Annotated in this window: 15 protein-coding genes; 8 read left to right on the top strand and 7 right to left on the bottom strand. The window is 67.8% G+C overall.

Features of this window, described 5'->3' with window-relative positions:
* Nucleotides 1–48: 48 nt before the first annotated feature.
* From L6Q21_RS00075 to L6Q21_RS00060, 4 genes are all read right to left on the bottom strand, one after another.
* Entirely contained in the window at nt 49–573 is a 525-nt protein-coding gene (locus tag L6Q21_RS00075) for a type III secretion system chaperone family protein (protein WP_237828285.1), read from the bottom strand.
* Between the two features lie 181 nt (nt 574–754).
* Nucleotides 755–1,063, bottom strand: a complete 309-nt coding sequence (locus L6Q21_RS00070; RefSeq protein WP_237828283.1) for an accessory factor UbiK family protein — start codon at nt 1,061–1,063, stop codon at nt 755–757.
* Between the two features lie 92 nt (nt 1,064–1,155).
* Complete coding sequence (locus tag L6Q21_RS00065; protein ID WP_237828282.1) at nt 1,156–4,296, bottom strand: efflux RND transporter permease subunit; 3,141 nt, start codon at nt 4,294–4,296, stop codon at nt 1,156–1,158.
* On the bottom strand, nt 4,293–5,417 hold the full coding sequence (locus tag L6Q21_RS00060; protein WP_237828281.1) for an efflux RND transporter periplasmic adaptor subunit: 1,125 nt from the start codon (nt 5,415–5,417) through the stop codon (nt 4,293–4,295). The genes L6Q21_RS00065 and L6Q21_RS00060 overlap by 4 nt, the downstream gene beginning before the upstream one ends.
* Nucleotides 5,418–5,748: 331 nt before the next feature.
* On the opposite strand from L6Q21_RS00060, the gene clpS reads away from it, so the two are divergent.
* From clpS to pheT, 5 genes are all read left to right on the top strand, one after another.
* Nucleotides 5,749–6,084, top strand: coding sequence for an ATP-dependent Clp protease adapter ClpS (gene clpS / locus L6Q21_RS00055; protein ID WP_237828280.1), 336 nt, complete (start codon nt 5,749–5,751; stop codon nt 6,082–6,084).
* 303 nt (nt 6,085–6,387) lie between these two features.
* Nucleotides 6,388–6,591 (top strand): 50S ribosomal protein L35, encoded by a 204-nt coding sequence (gene rpmI / locus L6Q21_RS00050; protein WP_140929513.1) that lies wholly within the window; start codon nt 6,388–6,390, stop codon nt 6,589–6,591.
* A 13-nt stretch (nt 6,592–6,604) separates the two neighbouring features.
* A complete protein-coding gene (gene rplT / locus L6Q21_RS00045; RefSeq protein WP_237828279.1) occupies nt 6,605–6,964 on the top strand; it encodes a 50S ribosomal protein L20 in 360 nt (119 codons plus the stop codon).
* Between the two features lie 153 nt (nt 6,965–7,117).
* A complete protein-coding gene (pheS, locus tag L6Q21_RS00040) occupies nt 7,118–8,191 on the top strand; it encodes a phenylalanine--tRNA ligase subunit alpha (protein ID WP_237828278.1) in 1,074 nt (357 codons plus the stop codon).
* On the top strand, nt 8,188–10,551 hold the full coding sequence (pheT, locus tag L6Q21_RS00035; protein WP_237828277.1) for a phenylalanine--tRNA ligase subunit beta: 2,364 nt from the start codon (nt 8,188–8,190) through the stop codon (nt 10,549–10,551). Before pheS ends, pheT begins: the two co-directional genes overlap by 4 nt.
* A 57-nt stretch (nt 10,552–10,608) precedes the next feature.
* On the opposite strand, the gene L6Q21_RS00030 is transcribed toward pheT, so the two are convergent.
* Nucleotides 10,609–11,301 (bottom strand): YiaD family glycine zipper/OmpA-like lipoprotein, encoded by a 693-nt coding sequence (locus L6Q21_RS00030; RefSeq protein ID WP_237828276.1) that lies wholly within the window; start codon nt 11,299–11,301, stop codon nt 10,609–10,611.
* A gap of 351 nt (nt 11,302–11,652) precedes the next feature.
* Here L6Q21_RS00030 and L6Q21_RS00025 point away from each other — a divergent pair, with 351 nt between their 5' ends.
* Together L6Q21_RS00025 and L6Q21_RS00020 are read left to right on the top strand one after the other, a co-directional pair.
* Nucleotides 11,653–12,951 carry a hemolysin family protein gene (locus L6Q21_RS00025; protein WP_237828275.1) on the top strand — a complete coding sequence of 433 codons (1,299 nt, stop codon included), beginning with the start codon at nt 11,653–11,655 and terminating at the stop codon, nt 12,949–12,951.
* Nucleotides 12,948–13,352 (top strand): hypothetical protein, encoded by a 405-nt coding sequence (locus L6Q21_RS00020; RefSeq protein ID WP_237828274.1) that lies wholly within the window; start codon nt 12,948–12,950, stop codon nt 13,350–13,352. Before L6Q21_RS00025 ends, L6Q21_RS00020 begins: the two co-directional genes overlap by 4 nt.
* A 151-nt stretch (nt 13,353–13,503) precedes the next feature.
* On the opposite strand, the gene L6Q21_RS00015 is transcribed toward L6Q21_RS00020, so the two are convergent.
* A complete protein-coding gene (locus L6Q21_RS00015; protein WP_237828273.1) occupies nt 13,504–14,589 on the bottom strand; it encodes a phosphotransferase family protein in 1,086 nt (361 codons plus the stop codon).
* A gap of 42 nt (nt 14,590–14,631) precedes the next feature.
* Nucleotides 14,632–15,906: a phosphoribosylamine--glycine ligase gene (purD, locus tag L6Q21_RS00010; protein ID WP_237828930.1), complete on the bottom strand. Its 1,275-nt coding sequence runs from the start codon at nt 15,904–15,906 to the stop codon at nt 14,632–14,634.
* Nucleotides 15,907–15,984: 78 nt separating this feature from the next.
* Between purD and xseA the strand changes: the two genes are divergently transcribed.
* Nucleotides 15,985–16,895, top strand: a 911-nt coding sequence (gene xseA, locus L6Q21_RS00005; RefSeq protein WP_237828928.1) for an exodeoxyribonuclease VII large subunit, incomplete at its 3' end; no start/stop codon positions are given.

Genomic DNA, 16,895 nt, shown 5'->3' with positions numbered 1-16,895 from the left:
GTTCTCAGCCTGGCGGCAACAGGCGAGTCGCGGCGCCCGGCCGGCTTCTCAGGCTTCGCCTTCGGTTTCGACCATCGCCGCCGCCAGCGCCTCGCGCGGGGTCTTGCCGCCCCACAGCACGAACTGGAACACCGGGTAATAGCGCTCGCATTCGTCCAGCGCCGCGTCCACCAGGGCATGCGCCTGCGGCATGGAAAGGGTGGCGTCTTCCGGCCCGTCCAGCAGCACGGCGTGGCGGAAGAGGATGGCGCCGTCGGCCGACCATTGTTCGAAATGGCCGATCCAGAGCTGTTCGTTGATGAGGGCCAGCGCCTCGTAGAGATTGGCGCGGGTTTCCGGCACGCCGCGCGCGGCGGTGGCGTTGATTCCGGTCAGCGCGATGAACTGCAGCACCCGGTCGTCCTCGCGCCAAAGGGCGCGAAGCTCATAGTCGGACCAGCTTCCTTTCACGGTGGTGACGATCTCCTCGTCGCCCTCGCGCTCGAAGCTCCAGTTATGGCTGGCGAAATATTGCTCCAGCATGTCGATCGGCGCGGAAGCGTCGGCGCCCAAGTCGAACTGCAGGCTCGTCATTTCATCATCCCCGAAATCATCATCTGCATTCTGGCCCCCGCCAACCCGCCTTGCCGTCCCATTGCTAGGGGCGTCAGCATGTGCGGGCCACCAGATATTGCGGGCAGGCCATCCGCTTGGCAAGCACCTGCGGCCGGCATCCCGCATGAATCATGTGGATAGACGGAGTCCGCGAAGCCGCTCAGCTTATGTCGATCTTGCTGGCCCTGGCGCGCGGGACGCGCGCCGGCTGCGCGGCGCTGCCGCCGGGAATGGAACTGCGCAGCGCCTCCAGCTCGGCCTTCAGCGCTTCCAGTTCCGCCTTCGCCTCGGCGGCCATAGCCTTCACGACCTCGAACTCCTCGCGGCTCACCATGTCGATTCCGCCCACCGCCTCGCGCAGCTTTTCCTTCATGCGCGTTTCAGCTTCACGCCCCGCCCCGGCCACCGTCCCGGCGAGCGAGGACATGAGGCGAGACAGGTCTTCGAACACCTGATTCTGGTTCTGCATGTCGTCAATCTCCGTTGGTCAAAGGGGCTGGCCGCCAATAGGGCGCTTCCGGCAGGTTGCGAAGATAGGAAGCGAAGCCCGCTTCTTCCAGATCATTCCGCCGGCTGGGCCACAGCCTCCTCGCCATCTTCTTCCCGGCGTCCCTTCATCTGCCGCTCCAGCTCGCGCGCGATGGTTTCGGGCGACTGGGTGCGGCGCGCGAAGGCGGCGTAGAATACGGGGATCACGAACAGGGTCAGCAAGGTCGCCAGGCTGACGCCCCAGACGATGACGATGCCGATCGCCTCGCGCGATCCGGCGCCGGCGCCCCGGGCGAGCATCAGCGGCACGGCGCCGGCGACGGTGGCGATCGACGTCATCAGAACCGGGCGCAGCCGCCGTTCGGAGGCCTGCATGATGGCGTCGCGGAAGGCGACCCCGTCGTCGCGCAGCTGGTTGGCGAATTCCACGATCAGGATGCCGTTCTTGGCGGCCAGCCCCACCAGCATCACGATCCCCACCTGCGAGAAGAGATTCAGCGTGCCGCCCATCGCCCACAGGCCGAACAGCCCGCCGCCCAGCGCCAGCGGCACCGTCAGGATGATGACGGCCGGGTGCACCCAGCTTTCGAACTGCGCCGCCAGCACCAGGAACACCAGCACCACGGTCAGCCCAAGCACCACCCAGAGCGACGAGCCGGTCTGCCGAAGCTGATGGCTTTCGCCCTTGTGGCCGATGGCCGTCACCTGCGGCTGTTCCAGCGCCACGCCTTCCAGGAAGTCGAGCGCTTCGCCCAGCGATGTGCCCGGCCCGAGATTGCCCTGGATGGTGATGGCGCGCTGTTTGTTGAAGCGTCCGAGCTCGCCCGCCTGCGCCGCCTCGCGCAGCCTCACCAGGTTGGAAAGCGGCACGAGGTCGCCGGTCGTCTGCGAGCGGACATAGATGTTGGCGAGGTTGCCGGGGCTGGCGCGGTCGGCGTCTTCCGCCTGCAGCACCACATAATATTCCTCGCCCCGGTCGATGAAGGTCGTCACCCGGCGGCTGCCCATCATCGTTTCCAGCGTCGCGCCGATGTCGGCGATCTGCACGCCGAGGTCGCCGGCGCGGGTGGTGTCGATGTCGACGATCAGCTGCGGCCGGGTTTCCTTATAGTCGCTGTCCAGGTCGACGATCCCGGGATGCCCTTCGGCCGCCTGGAAGATGGCGTCGCGGGCCTCGGCCAGCTCGTCGAAGCTGGAGCCGGCGATCACCAGCTGGATCGGCCGCCCGCGCCCGCGCGAAAGCGTGTTGCCGCTCGACGCATTGCCGCGCACGCGCGGATCCTCGGCGATCACCTGCTGCGTCGTGTTCATCACGTCGCGGGTGGTCACGTCCCGGTCTTCCCAGGGCACCAGGAACACGGTCATGCCGCCGCTGGAGAAATCCTCGGTGGCGCCGAAATTGCCCGGCGCCCGCACCAGCATGCGGCGGATCGGCTCGCCCTCGCCCACCTTGGGCAGCATCCGCGCTTGGATATCCTCCATATAGCTCTTCATCCGGTCGAAGCCGGTGCCTTCGGCGGCCTGCACGTTCACGAAGAAATAGCCCACATCCTCTTCGGGCGCCAGTTCCGAGGCGAGCGTCGAGCCGAGGCCGAGGCAAAGCGCGACGAAGGCGATCGCCGCGCCGCCGATCTTCCACGGATGGTCCAGCAGCCGGTCGAGCAGGCGGACATAGCGGCGCTGCACCCGGTCGAACTGGCGGTCGAACCACTGGGTGAAGCGGTTGTGCCCGCCGTCGGGCTTCAGCATCTTCGAGCAGAGCATCGGCGTCAGCGTCAGCGCTACGAAGCCCGAGAAGGCGATGGCGCCGATCATTGCGCCCGCCAGTTCGCGGAACAGCAGGCCGGTGTTGCCGGCGATGAAATAGAGCGGCACGAACACCGCGCAGACGACGATGGTGGTGGCGATGACGGCGAAGCCCACCTGCCGCGCGCCCTGATAGGCGGCCATCAGCGGCGGCTCGCCCTTTTCCATGCGGTAATAGATATTCTCCAGCACCACGATGGCGTCGTCGACGACGATACCGATCGCCAGCACGAAGGCGAGCAGCGTCAGCAGGTTCAGCGAATAGCCCAGCACATAGAGCACGGCGAAGGTGGCGACGAGGCAGATCGGCACCGTCAGCGCCGGAATGATGGTGGCGCGCGCCGACCCCAGGAAGATGAAGATCACCGCCACCACCAGCACGGCCGCTTCCAGCAGCGTCATCCAGACGTTGCCGATGGCCCGTTCGATGAACAGCGAACTGTCGAAGCTGACCGCCAGCGACATGCCGGCGGGCAGGATCGCCTTCACATTCTCGATCTCCGCCTTCACGTCATTGGCGACCTGGAGCGTGTTCGCGCCCGACTGGCGGACGACGCCGAGGCCGATCGCCTGCTCGCCGTTCGAGCGGAAGAAATTGTAGCGGTTCTCGGGTTCCAGGCTGACTCGGGCAACATCGGCCAGCCGCACCAGATAGCCGTCCTGCCCGCGGCCGACGATCAGCCGCTCGAACTCGGCCTGGTTGGTGAACTGGCGGGTGACGCGAACGGTGAGGTTGGTCGCCTCGCCTTCGATTCGGCCTGCCGGAAGCTCGACATTCTGCCGGCGCAGCGCCGCCTCCACATCCGCCGCCGTCATCCCATAGGCGACGAGCTGCGAGCGGGAGAGCCAGATGCGCATCGCCTGCCGCGCCTCGCCGCCGATCTGCACGCGCGACACGCCGTTGACGGCGGCGAAGCGGTCGACGAGCACGCGCTGGGCGTAGTCCGTCAGCTGCATGGGCGTCCATTCCGGCTGGATCACGTTCAGCCAGAGGATCGGCTGCGCGTCGACATCGACCTTGCTGATTTCCGGCGGGTCGGCCTCGTCGGGCAGATTGTCGAGCACGCCCGAAACCCGGTCGCGCACATCGTTGGCGGCGGCATCGATGTCGCGGCTGGCGGAGAATTCGATGGTGATGTCGGACCGGCCGTCGCGCGAGCGCGAGGTGATGGTCTCGATCCCCTCGATCCCGGAAACCCGGTCCTCGATGATCTGGGTGATCTGGTTCTCCACCACCTGGGCGTTGGCGCCGCGATAGGTGGTGTCGATGGAAACGATCGGCGGCTCGATCGCCGGCAGGTCGCGGACCGGCAGCCGGCTGTAGGAGACGGCTCCGATCAGCAGCAGCATCAACGACATCACCGCCGCGAACACCGGACGGCGGACGGAAATGTCGGACAGGATCATGCGGCGGCTCCGGTCGGGGCGGATTCGGCGGCGGCGGGCGCCTTGGCGGCCTTGGGCTCGGTCGGCTGCACCGGGCCCGGCCCGCGCAGCTTAACCGTGCCTTCGGACACGACCCTATCGCCCGCGTTCAGCCCGGACAATATCTCCACCCGCCCGTCGCGCCGGCTTCCGGCCGAGACATTGGCGCGCCCGGCCTGGTTGTCCTCGCTGACTTTCCAGACATAGCTGCCGGTGCCTTCGCCGATCACCGCCAGTTCCGGCACGGTCAGCGCTTCGCGCGGCGGGGATTTGATGTCCACCGTCATCAGCATTCCGGGGCGCAGGCGCAGGTCGGAATTGGGCAGGATCGCCCGCGCCGTCGCGGAGCGGGTGACGGGGTCGAGCACCGGGTCGATCGAGGAAATGCGGCCGCGGAAGGTCTCGCCGGGGAAGGCGGCGGCGGTGGCGGCGATTTCCAGCCCGGGCTTCAGCGCCGGCAGATAGGTTTCCGGCACGGTGAAATCGAGCTTGATCTTCGAATGGTCGACGATGGTGACGATGGTGGTGCCCGCGTTCACCACCGTGCCGGGAGAGATGCGCCGAAGCGAGAGCCAGCCCGAGAAGGGCGCGCGGATGACGCGGTCGGCGATCTGGCTGTTCGCCTGCTGCGTGCCGGCGCGGGCGACGTCCACCGCCGCCTGCTGCTCGTCCACCCTGGCCTTGGTGGCGAAACCCTGCGTCTGCAGTTGCTTCAGGCGGGCGAGCTGCAATTCGGCCTCGCGCAGGCGCGCCTGATTCTGGTTGAGGGTGGCGGATTGCTCCGCCTGCACCAGCTCGGCGATGACCGCGCCGCGCGGCACATATTGCCCATCGGTGAAGTTGATCTTGGCGATCCGCTCGGTGACGGTGGAATTGATGTCGGCCTGCTCGTTGGCGCGCGCGGTGCCCACGGCCTCGACCGAATCGATGAGGGTGCTGTTCTGGGCGGTGGCGACGATGACGAGCGGAGGGCTGGCGGCGGCGCCCTTGGGCGCGCCCTTTTCCCCCTTCGCGCCTCCGCCGCCCGAGTCGCCCAGCAGCGAGCAGCCCGTGAGTGCGAAGAGCGCGGCGGAAAGCAGCAGGATCTGGGGGCGGCGGGTCAAGCGCGAGGTTCCTCGGACGTTAACGGAAACTGAAGAGCATTTCCGGGACAGAAGATGGCTGGCTCATGAACATGTTTCGGCGATGGCCGCAACCTTTGCCGTCACAATGCGCGCCGGTTGGGCCGGAGCCTCTTGCAATGGCGCGCCGGGCCGCCATTTCTGGCGGGGCTGCCGCGCCTTCGGCCGGCCTTTGACCCATTGGCGGTGATGGGATATTTGCATGGGCCTTCAGGCCCCTGAGCGAGGCGTGATGCGGATTCTCGAAAGACTGCCTATCTCGAACGAAGACAGGCTTCGGCAATCGGGGCGGATGATGGTGCGAGCGGAATTTATGGCGAACGGCGCCGATGGCGATGGCGGCAGGGAAGACGACACCGGCACCGGAGTCGTCACGAAGACTCGTGTGCGCACGGAAAAGCCGTCGCTTTATCGCGTGCTGATGCTGAACGACGATTACACGCCGATGGAATTCGTGGTGCATGTCCTCCAGCGCTTCTTCCGCATGGGCATGGAGGATGCGACGCGGGTGATGCTGCACGTCCACCAGCGCGGAGTCGGAGTCTGCGGCATCTTCACCTATGAGGTGGCGGAAACCAAGGTGACGCAGGTGATGGACTTCGCCAAGCAGCACCAGCATCCGCTGCAATGCACGCTGGAAAAAGCCTAGGCTTTCTCAAGCGGCTTTTTGTTTAGTCCCTCAGGCGCCGGGCGGCGGGCATCCGCCCACCTTGGCTTCCTCCGCTTCGGGCGGCCGGTCGGCCTTGCGGCGCTTTGCGCCGGGGAGGTCTGACCCGAGCTTGTCGGCGCGAAACGACTACAAACGCCGCCGCTTGCAAAAGCGCGCGGAAACCCATAATAGCCCGCGCTTCAATCGCGAGATCTGACGACGACCTGCCCGGCGAACATGGGCTGCCGCGGCCGGTCTTGAACTCGCCCCAATCCCCTTTCCCGGGGAACGAAAGGAGCCGAAATGCCCAAGCTGAAGACCAAGAGCGGTGTGAAGAAGCGCTTCAAGTTCACCGCCACCGGCAAGATCAAGCATGGCGTGGCCGGCAAGCGCCACCGGCTGATCAGCCACAATGGCAAGTACATCCGCCAGAACCGCGGCACGAGCGTCCTGTCCGAGGCCGATACGGCCCGCGTGGTCGCCTGGGCGCCCTACGGCCTGAAGTAAGGAGAGCGGATAGATGGCACGTGTAAAGAGGGGCGTCACCGCCCGTGCGCGTCACAAGCGCGTTCTCGACCAGGCGAAGGGCTATTACGGCCGCCGCAAGAACACCATCCGCGTTGCGCGCCAGGCCGTCGAGAAGGCCGGCCAATACGCCTATCGCGACCGCAAGGTTAAGAAGCGCAGCTTCCGCGCCCTGTGGATCCAGCGCATCAACGCCGCCACCCGCGAGCAGGGCGTGACCTATTCCACGTTCATGCACGCGCTTTCCAACTCGGGCCTCGATCTCGACCGGAAAGTGCTGGCGGATCTGGCGATGAACCAGCCGGAAGCCTTCAAGGCGGTGTTCGATCAAGTCATGGCTGGCGCCAAGGCCTGATCCCACGCGACCTTAACGCATCAGGGGCGCGGGGAGGCTTTGGCTTCCCCGCGCCCCTTTTCGTTTCAGCCCCCCCTTTTCAGTTCACCCCCTTTGCCTTTTCGAAGGCCGCCCGCTAACCCGCCGGGCGGACAAGCATAAGGACGAGCAGAAGTGACAACCGACGCCCTTCGCGGCGAAACGCTTGCGAGCATCGACGCCGCCCAGACGCCCGAGGCGCTGGAGGCGGTGCGCGTGGCGGCGCTTGGGAAATCCGGCTCCATCAGCCAGTTGATGAAGGGCCTTGGCGGCCTGGCGCCGGACGAGCGGCTGAAGGTGGCGCCTGTTTATCAGGCGCTGCGCGAGGAGGTGTCGGCGGCGCTGGAAGCGAAGAAGACCGAACTCGGCAAGGCGGCGCTTAGCGCCCGCCTCGCGTCGGAACGGCAGGATCTCTCCCTGCCGTCCTCGCCGCTGCTCTCCGGCACGGTGCACCCGATCTCGCAGGTGATGGACGAACTGTCGGAAATCTTCGCCGACCTCGGCTTCGCGGTGGCGGAAGGCCCGGAGATCGAGAGCGACTGGCACAATTTCACCGCCCTCAACATCCCGCCGGAACATCCGGCCCGCGCCATGCACGACACCTTCTACGCAACGCCGGCCGAAGGCGGCGAGCGGATGGTGCTGCGCACCCACACCTCGCCGGTGCAGATCCGCACGATGATGGCGGGCAAGCCGCCGTTCCGGATCATCGCCCCGGGCCGGGTCTATCGCTCGGACTCGGATGCGACGCACACGCCGATGTTCCACCAGGTGGAGGGGCTGGTGATCGACCGGGGAATCCACCTCGGGCATCTGAAATGGACGCTGGAGACCTTCGTGAAGGCCTTCTTCGAAGTGGACGATGTGACGCTGCGCCTGCGCCCCAGCTTCTTCCCCTTCACCGAGCCCAGCGTCGAAGTCGATGTCGGCTGCAGCTGGGAAGGCGGCACGCTGAAGGTCGGCGGCACCTCCAGCTGGCTGGAAATCCTCGGCTCGGGGATGGTGCACCCGAAGGTGATCGCCAATTGCGGCCTCGACCCGAACGAGTGGCAGGGCTTCGCCTTCGGCTGCGGCATCGACCGCCTCGCCATGCTGAAATATGGGATGACGGACTTGCGCGCCTTCTTCGACGCCGACCTCCGCTGGCTGAAGCATTTCGGCTTCGCCTCGCTAGACGTGCCCACCCTCTCGGCGGGAGTGGGCGCATGAGGTTCCCGCTGAGCTGGCTGAAACGCTACCTCGACACCGAAGCGAGCGCGACCGATCTCGCCGACGCCATGACCCGGCTGGGGCTGGAAGTGGAGTCGCTGGAGAACCCCGCCGAGGCTCTGAAGCCCTTCGTGATCGCCAAGGTGCTGACGGCGGAGCGCCACCCGCAGGCGGACAAGCTGCAGGTGCTGTCCGTCGACACCGGAGACGGCAAGGGGCTGCAGGTCGTCTGCGGCGCGCCCAACGCGCGGGCCGGGCTGCTGGGCGTGTTCGGCTCTCCGGGCGCTTATGTGCCCGGCCTCGACGTCACGCTGAAGGTGGCGGCGATCCGGGGCGTCGAATCGAACGGCATGATGTGCTCGGCGCGCGAACTGCAACTGGGCGAGGACCATGAGGGCATCCTCGACCTGCCCGCCGACGCGCCGGTGGGCGCGGGCTATGCCGAATGGGCCGGGCTGAACGACCCGGTGTTCGAAGTGGCGATCACGCCTAACCGGCAGGATTGCATGGGCGTCTACGGCATCGCCCGCGATCTGGCAGCGGCCGGCCTCGGCACACTGAAGCCGCTGGTGGTGCCGGCCATCGCCGCGCAGGGCGAAAGCCTCGTGCCCGTCCGCACCGACGATCCCAAAGGCTGCCCGGCCTTCTTCGCCCGCTCCGTCGCGGGCGTGCGCAACGGTCCTTCGCCGAAATGGCTGCAGGATATTCTCACCCGCGCCGGGCTGCGGCCGATTTCGGCGCTTGTCGATGTCACCAACTATTTCGCTATCGGGCTCGGCCGGCCGCTGCACGTCTATGATGTGGCGAAGCTGAAGGGCGGGCTGGTGGCGCGCCGGGCGAAGCCGGGCGAAACGCTGCTGGCGCTGAACGGCAAGAGCTACGAGCTCGACGACAGCATGACCGTCATCGCCGACGATACCCATGTCCATGACATCGGCGGCATCATGGGCGGGATGGACTCGGGCGTGTCGGAAACCACCACCGACGTGTTGGTGGAGGCGGCGTATTTCGATCCCGCCCGCATCGGCGCCACCGGCCGGGCGCTAGGCCTCACCTCAGACGCCCGCTCGCGCTTCGAGCGCGGGGTGGATCCGGCCTTCGTCGAGCCCGGCCTCGACCTTGCGGTGGCGATGATTGTGGAGCTGTGCGGCGGCACGGCTTCGGAAATCCTGAAGGCGGGCGAGCCGCCGCTGGCGGAAAAGACCGTCGGCTTCGATCCGGCGCGGACGCTGGCGCTGGGCGGGCTGGACGTGCCCGAGGCCGAGCAGCGCGCCATATTGGAGAAGCTGGGCTTCGTGGTCGCCGAAGGCGCGGCGCCCTGGGCCGTCGCCGTGCCAAGCTGGCGCCGCGATGTGGACGGCGCCGCCGACCTGGTCGAGGAAATCGTCCGCCTGCACGGGCTGGACAAGGTGCGCTCGGTGGCGCTGCCGCGCCCGGACGGCGTCGCCGCCCCGACAGCCACGCCGGCGCAGAAGCTGGAGCGGCGGCTGAAGCGGCTGATGGCGGCGCGCGGGCTGGACGAGGCGATCACCTGGAGCTTCATTTCCGAGGCCGAGGCGGCGAAATTCGGTGGCTGTCACTGGAAGCTCGACAATCCGCTGTCGGCGGAGCTGGCGGTGATGCGCGGCTCGCTGCTGCCGGGGCTGGTGTCGGCCGCCGGCCGCAATGCGGCCCGCGGCAGCCAGAGCCTGCGCCTGTTCCAGCATGGGCGTCGCTATCTGGCGGAGGGCGAACGCCCGACGTTGGCGGTGCTGCTGGCGGGCGACGCCACTCCGCGCGACTGGCGCTTCGGGAAGGCCCGCGCCTTCGACGCCTTCGACGCGAAAGCGGAAGTGCAGGCGGCGCTGGCCGCGGCCGGCGCGCCGGTCGAGCGCTTGCAGACCGTGCAGCCGGCGAGCGACCACTATCACCCCGGCCGCTCGGCGAAGCTGGTGCTGGGCAAGGCGGTGCTGGCGGAATTCGGGGAACTGCACCCGGATGTGCTGGGCGACCTCGACCGGGCGGTGGCGGCGGAAATCTTCCTGGACGCCATCCCCGAGCGCCGCCAGAAGCGCGCCCGCCCGGCCTTCACGCCGCCGGCGCTGCAACCCGTGCGCCGGGATTTCGCCTTCCTGGTGCCGGAAACGGTGCAGGCCGAAGCGCTGGTGCGCGCCGTGAAGGGGGCGGACAAGGCGCTGATCGCCGACGCGCAATTGTTCGACCGCTTCGCCGGCGCCGGCGTTCCCGAAGGCCAGTTGAGCCTAGCGGTGGCGGTGACGCTGCAACCGCTCGACAAGACGCTGACGGACGCCGACATCGAAGCCGTCGCCAGGGCCATCGTCGCGGCAGCCGGCAAGCTGGGCGCCACTTTGCGCGGCTGATAAAGGAAAGGGGCGCGGAAGTTCCCTTCCGCGCCCCTTTCCGTCAGGCCCTGCGCCTTACTGATGCTGCTGCATCTGCTCCTGGCTGACCGGGATGATGCGCAGTTCCACGCGGCGGTTCTGCGCCCGGCCTTCGGGCGTGTCGTTGGAGGCGACCGGCTGGGTGTAGCCGAAGCCGCGCACCTGCATCCGCGCGCGGTGGACGCCGAAGGTCTCCAACGTGCCGGCGACCGATTCCGCCCGCTGCTGCGACAGGCGCTGGTTCACTTCGGCGGAGCCGACATTGTCGGTGTGCCCGAAGACGCCGATCACGGTGGAGGGATATTGGTTCAGAACCTTCGCCACCTGCTCCAGTTCGCCGCGCATTTCCGGCTTCACCACCGCCGAGTTGAAATCGAAGGTGATGGTGTCGGGGAAGACCAGCTTGATCTCGTCGCCCTGCCGTTCCACCTGGATGTCGGTGCCGGCGGTCGCCTCGCGCAACGCCCTTTCCTGCTTGTCCATGTAGGAGCCGATTCCGCCGCCGGCGATCGAGCCGACGCCCGCGCCGATCAGCGCCCCGGTGTTGCCGCCGATCAGGCCGCCCAGCAGCGCGCCGCCGACGCCGCCGGCCAGCGCGCCCTTGCCGCCGCGCGAAAGCGACTGCTGCCCGGTGACCGGATCGGTGGTGCAGCCGGTGGTGACGATGAGCGCCGCAAGCGCGCCCGCGATGAGAAGCTTTGATTTCGAAGCATATTGGACGGTGGCCATGGCCTGATCCTCCTGTAGTCCCCAGCAACGCCGACGTGGCGCGCCTTACGGGGCGCCATTCGTACAGGCGGGCTTGCGCCATGCTTAACCCGATGGCGGACAAACGCAAACTGTTTGCGGAGAAAGCGGGCGCGTCGGTTCGAGTTTGTGGTCGGCGCCTGCCACCCCTCCTCGTCACCCCGGGCTTGACCCGGGGCCCAGCTTCTCTTCAGGCGCGGCGCCGGAGAAAGAAAGCCGGACCCCGGGTCAAGCCCGGAGTGACGGAGCGCGGGTTTCAATTCGAACCGGCCCCCTCTCCCAAGAAATGCGTGCTTGCGCTTCAGCCGGGCTTCCCGGCATAGCGGTCCCATCATGGGCTTACCCTGGACCGACGTCGCGATCATCCTCGGCCTGATCGCGCTCAACGGCTTCTTTGCCGGAGCCGAACTCGCCATCGTCTCCGCGCGCAAGCCGCGCCTTGCCGTGATGCAGCGGGCCAATGTGCGCGGCGCCGCCACCGCCCTTCGCCTGCAGGCGGAACAGGGCCGTTTCCTTTCCGCCGTGCAGATCGGAATCACGCTGGTCGGCGTGGCGAACGGCGCCTTCTCGGGCGCCAGCCTGGCGAAGCCGACGGCCGACATCCTCGCGGCGGCCGGAGTCCCGGCCGACTGGGCGAACGAGCTGGGTTTCGCGCTGGTGATCGTCGTCGTCACCTATCTGTCGCTCATCATCGGCGAACTGGTGCCGAAGCAGCTGGCGCTGCGCGCGCCGGAGCGGATCGCCGTCGTCGTCGCGCCGATCATGGAAATGGTGACCCGCATCACCAGCCCCTTCGTCAGCTTCCTCGACGCCTCCACCTCGCTCATCTTCCGGCTGCTGCGGATAAACCGCGAAGCCGACAATGGCGTGACCGAGGAGGAACTGCGCCATGTGGTGCAGGAGGCCGAGCAGGCCGGCGTGATCGAGGGGGAAGAGCGCGAGCTGATCTCGGGCATCATGCGCCTCGCCGACCGGCAGGTGCGCGGGGTGATGACACCCCGGCGCGAGGTGGACTGGCTGGACGCCTCCGCCCCGGACGAGGCGGTGCGCGCCCGGCTGATTTCCACCCCGCACACGCGGCTGGTGGTGGCGGAAGGCACAATCGACCATATCCTGGGCGTGGTGCAGGCGCGCGACGCGCTGGCGGCGCTGCTGGAGGGGCGCCCGCTGCAACTGAAGGCCCTCGTCCGCCAGGCGCCGGTGGTGCCCGATGTCGCGGATGCGACGGTCGTGCTTTCGGTCCTGCGCGACGCCGATGTGCCGATGGCGGTGGTGATCGACGAATATGGCCATTTCGAAGGCGTGGTGACTCCCGCCGACCTGCTGGCGGCGATCGCCGGGGAGTTCCGCTCCGACATGGACGATGTCCACGATCCGGCGATCGTCGAGCGGGTGGATGGAAGCTGGCTGATCTCCGGCAGCCTGCCGGCCGACGAACTGGCGGAAAAACTGGGCTTCGTGCTGGACGAGGAGCGGGATTATCAGACGGTCGCCGGCTTCGCGCTGGCCGAGCTTGAACATATCCCCGCGACGGGCGAGAGCTTCGAAATCCACGGCTTCCGCTTCGAGGTGATCGACATGGACGGCCGCAAGATCGACAAGCTGCTGGTTTCGAGGTTGGAGGCGCAATGAGGCAGGTGCTTTGGGTCGTGCTGGCGGTGCTGGGCCTGATCTGGTCGGCGCTGGCCTGGCTGTTCTATTCGCTGGCCGGCGCCGGAGGCGCGGCCGTGGTGCGCGTGACGCGCTGGTTCGACGCCGATCCTTCGACGACGCAGTGGCTGGCCGACGGGCTGTCGCTGGCGGGCGGCCTGGCGCAATGGCTGGTGGTCGCCGGCTGGCTGCTGGGCCTCGCCGTGCTGGGGCTGGTGGCCTGGCTGGTGAACCGGGCGGAAAAGGCGGTCCAGCAATCCAACCCCTATGCCGAAATGGCCTATCGCGAGCCGGCGCTGGACGGCGAAATCCGTTTCAAGAAGGTTTCCGACCCGGGGGAGGCCGGCGCAGGGCAAACCACCCCCGATCGAGGGCCGCGCTAGGTTGGGGGCTCCTGTCCCCCTTCGCCACCCCGGTTCCTCTCCGTCACCCCGGGCTTGACCCGGGGTCCAGCTTTCCGACCGGCGGGCAAGAAGCGGGATCCCGGGTCAAGCCCGGGATGACGGAAAATAGATCAATTGCTTCCATGGGTCCTCAAACCTGGCTGGCGCCGCCTTTCAGCGCCTGCGCCCAGGCCAGCTTCGCCAGCGGCTCGACATTGGCCGCCATCGCCTTCGCATGGGCGTTGCTGGCGTTTCCACGGAGCACGCGCCCCTTGATCCCGTGCAGGATCGCGGCAAGCCGGAACATGTTGTAGGCGACATAGAAGTCCATGTTCGCCGTCACTTCCAGCGGATCGCGGCCCACCGTCCGGCAGTAGCGCTCGATATAGTCCGCCTCGCTCGGGATGTTCATTTCCGCCAGATTCACTTCCGACAGGCCGACCGTGCCCATGGCCGGCATGCGGTACATCATCAGATGATAGGAAAAATCCGCCAGCGGGTGGCCAAGCGTCGAAAGCTCCCAGTCCAGCACCGCCAGCACCTTCGGCTCGGTCGGGTGGAAGATCATGTTGTCGCAGCGATAGTCGCCATGGACGATGGCGCTCTCGTCCCCGCCCGGGATGTTGGCCGGCAGCCATTCCACCAGCCGGTCCATTTCCGGCACGCGCCCGGCCTCGCTATCGTCCAGATACTGCTGCGACCAGCGGCCGATCTGCCGCGTGAAATAATTCCCCGGCTTGCCGAAATCCTCCAGACCGGCCTTCACCGGATCGATGCTGTGCAGATGCGCGATGGTGTCGTTCATCGCCTCGAAATAGCGGCGGCGGTCCGCGGTCGGCACATCGGGGAAGCTGCCGTCCCAGATGATGCGCCCGTCCACATTCTCCATCACATAGAACCAGGTGCCGATCACGCTTTCGTCGGTGCAGAGGCCGAAGCTCTCGGCGACGGGAAAGCCTTGCGCGAACAGCGCGGTGATCACCCGATATTCCCGGTCGACGGCATGGGCGGATTTCAGCAGCTGCCCCGGCGGCTTGCGGCGCAGCACATAGGAGCGGCCGGGCGTCACCAGCTTGTAGGTGGGGTTGGATTGGCCGCCCTTGAACTGCCGCACCTCCAGCGGGCCTTCAAAGCCTCGGACATTGCCGCGCATCCAGCGCTCCAGCGCCGCTTCATCGAAACGGGCGCCCTCCCGGACTTCGGTGGTGCCGGAAAACTGCTCCTGGCGGCTGGACATTCCCATATTCTCCCATTTGCCCGCGCCGGTTTCGCGGGCGAGCTAGCTTGCGGCCCGTTCCCGGGCGATTTCACGCCAGCCGATATCTGCCCGACAGAAGCCGTCCGCGAAGCTGATGCTTTTGATTGCCGCATAGGCCTGCCCGGTGGCGGCGGCGACGGTCGGCCCGGTGCCGACGACGCCCAGAACGCGCCCGCCGCTGGCGATCAGCCGGCCTTCGGCATCGCGCGAGGTGCCGGCCTGCAATATGGTGGCGCCCGTCGCCCCGGCCTCGTCCAGCCCGTCGATCAGCCCGCCCTTCGCCGGCGTTCCGGGGTAGCCCCGGGCGGCCACCACCACCACGGCGGCCACTTCCGGCTTCCACCGCGCCTCGACCGTGTGCAGCCGCCCCTGCGCCCCGGCCAGCAGGATTTCCGCCAGATCGCTTTCCATGAGGGCCATCAGCACCTGGCACTCCGGGTCTCCGAAGCGGACATTATATTCGATCAGCTTCGGGCCGTCGGCCGTCAGCATCAGCCCGCAGAACAGCACGCCGGTGAACGGCGTTCCGCGCGCGGCCATGGCGGCCAGCGTCGGCTCGATGATGTCCGCCATGGCGCGGGCCTGCAGTTCGGGCGTGAACACGCGCGCCGGGGCATAGGCGCCCATGCCGCCGGTGTTCGGCCCGCTGTCCCCATCGCCGACCCGCTTATGGTCCTGCGCAGCCAGCAGGGGCAGGGCGGTCCTGCCGTCGGCCAGCACGAAGAAGCTGACCTCCTCGCCCACCAGACATTCCTCGATCACCACTTCGGCGCCCGGTTCGGCGAAAAGTTCGCGCAGCACCGCTTCCGCCTCCGCATGGGTGGCGGCCACCGTCACGCCCTTGCCGGCCGCCAGCCCGTCGGCCTTCACCACCACCGGCAGCGCATGGGCGTTGCTGTAGGCGAGCGCCGGCTCCAGCCCATCGAAGCGCCGGTAGCGGGCGGTGGGAATATCGGCCTCGTCGCAAAGCGCCTTGGTGAAGGCCTTGGAGGCTTCCAGCCGGGCGGCGGCGGCGCTGGGCCCGAACACGGGAATGCCGGCCGCGTTCAGCGCGTCGGCCACGCCGGCCGCCAGCGGCGCTTCCGGGCCGACCACCACCAGCCCGACGCCGTTCGCCCGCGCGAACTCGGCGACGGCGTCGCCGTCCAATATGTCTAGGGAAGGCAGCAGCGTGGCGAGCTTTTCCATCCCGGGGTTTCCGGGCGCCACCAGCAGCCGGGCGCAAAGGGGCGATTGGGCAAGCTTCAGCGCCAGCGCATGCTCGCGCCCGCCCGAACCGAGAAGAAGGATGTCGATGGCCATGGCGTCCGTTACGCGGACGAGTGGCGCGAGGGAAGGTTTGAAGTGCCGGCCGGCTGTGGCTATGCCGGTCGCATGGCCTCCACCGCGCCCAACATTCCCGAATTCTCCGTCTCGGAACTGGCGCAGAGCGTGCGCCGCACGCTGGAGGACCGCTTTTCCCTCGTGCGCGTGCGCGGCGAGATTTCCGGCTTCAAGGCCTATGCCTCGGGCCACGGCTATTTCGATCTGAAAGACGCGGACGCCGTCCTCGCCAGCGTGATCTGGAAGGGCAATCTGCAGCGCCTGCCGTTCCGCCCGGAAGACGGGCTGGAAGTGATCGCGACGGGGAAGCTCTCCGGCTATCCCAAATCCTCGCGCTACCAGCTTGTCGTGGAGCGGATGGAGGTGGCCGGCGTCGGCGCGCTGCTGAAGCAGATCGAGGAGCGTCGGCGGCGGCTGGAGGCCGAGGGCCTGTTCGACCGGGCGGCGAAACCGAAGCGCCCCTTCCTCCCCACGCACATCGGCGTGGTCTCCTCGCCGCAAGGGGCGGTCATCCGCGACATCCTGCACCGCCTGCAGGACCGTTTCCCGCGCCGCGTCACGCTGTGGCCGGTGCCGGTGCAGGGCGATGGGGCAGCGGCAAAGATCGCGGCCGCCATCGCCGGCTTCAACGCCATGCCGGACGGCCGCCGGCCGGACCTCATGATCGTGGCGCGCGGCGGCGGTTCGATCGAGGATCTGATGGCCTTCAACGAAGAGGTGGTGGTGCGGGCGGCAGCGGCCAGCCGAATCCCGCTGATTTCGGCGGTCGGCCATGAAACGGACACGACGCTGATCGACTTCGCCTCGGCGCTGCGCGCGCCGACACCCACGGCGGCGGCGGAACTGGCCGTTCCCGTGCGGGCGGATCTTCTGGAAACGCTGGCCGACCTGTCGCTGCGCGCCCAGCGCGGCGAGCGCCGCGCGCGTCTGCTGCGCGGCGAGCGCCTGGCGGCGACGGCCGC

The sequence above is a fragment of the Sandaracinobacteroides sayramensis genome, from assembly GCF_022014495.1.
In the GTDB taxonomy this organism is placed as follows: Bacteria; Pseudomonadota; Alphaproteobacteria; order Sphingomonadales; family Sphingomonadaceae; genus Sandaracinobacteroides; species Sandaracinobacteroides sayramense.
Note: the sequence above shows the minus strand (reverse complement) of the source record. Positions and strands in the feature narration are given on the sequence as shown.

Excerpts from the sequence above, each read along its gene's own strand:
- L6Q21_RS00075 (WP_237828285.1), bottom strand. The coding sequence starts at position 573 with ATGACGAGCCTGCAGTTCGACTTGGGCGCCGACGCTTCCGCGCCGATC.
- L6Q21_RS00020 (WP_237828274.1), top strand. The coding sequence starts at position 12,948 with ATGAGGCAGGTGCTTTGGGTCGTGCTGGCGGTGCTGGGCCTGATCTGG.
- clpS (WP_237828280.1), top strand. The coding sequence starts at position 5,749 with ATGGCGAACGGCGCCGATGGCGATGGCGGCAGGGAAGACGACACCGGC.
- L6Q21_RS00070 (WP_237828283.1), bottom strand. The coding sequence starts at position 1,063 with ATGCAGAACCAGAATCAGGTGTTCGAAGACCTGTCTCGCCTCATGTCC.
- L6Q21_RS00030 (WP_237828276.1), bottom strand. The coding sequence starts at position 11,301 with ATGGCCACCGTCCAATATGCTTCGAAATCAAAGCTTCTCATCGCGGGC.
- L6Q21_RS00015 (WP_237828273.1), bottom strand. The coding sequence starts at position 14,589 with ATGTCCAGCCGCCAGGAGCAGTTTTCCGGCACCACCGAAGTCCGGGAG.
- rplT (WP_237828279.1), top strand. The coding sequence starts at position 6,605 with ATGGCACGTGTAAAGAGGGGCGTCACCGCCCGTGCGCGTCACAAGCGC.
- L6Q21_RS00025 (WP_237828275.1), top strand. The coding sequence starts at position 11,653 with ATGGGCTTACCCTGGACCGACGTCGCGATCATCCTCGGCCTGATCGCG.
- L6Q21_RS00065 (WP_237828282.1), bottom strand. The coding sequence starts at position 4,296 with ATGATCCTGTCCGACATTTCCGTCCGCCGTCCGGTGTTCGCGGCGGTG.
- rpmI (WP_140929513.1), top strand. The coding sequence starts at position 6,388 with ATGCCCAAGCTGAAGACCAAGAGCGGTGTGAAGAAGCGCTTCAAGTTC.
- pheT (WP_237828277.1), top strand. The coding sequence starts at position 8,188 with ATGAGGTTCCCGCTGAGCTGGCTGAAACGCTACCTCGACACCGAAGCG.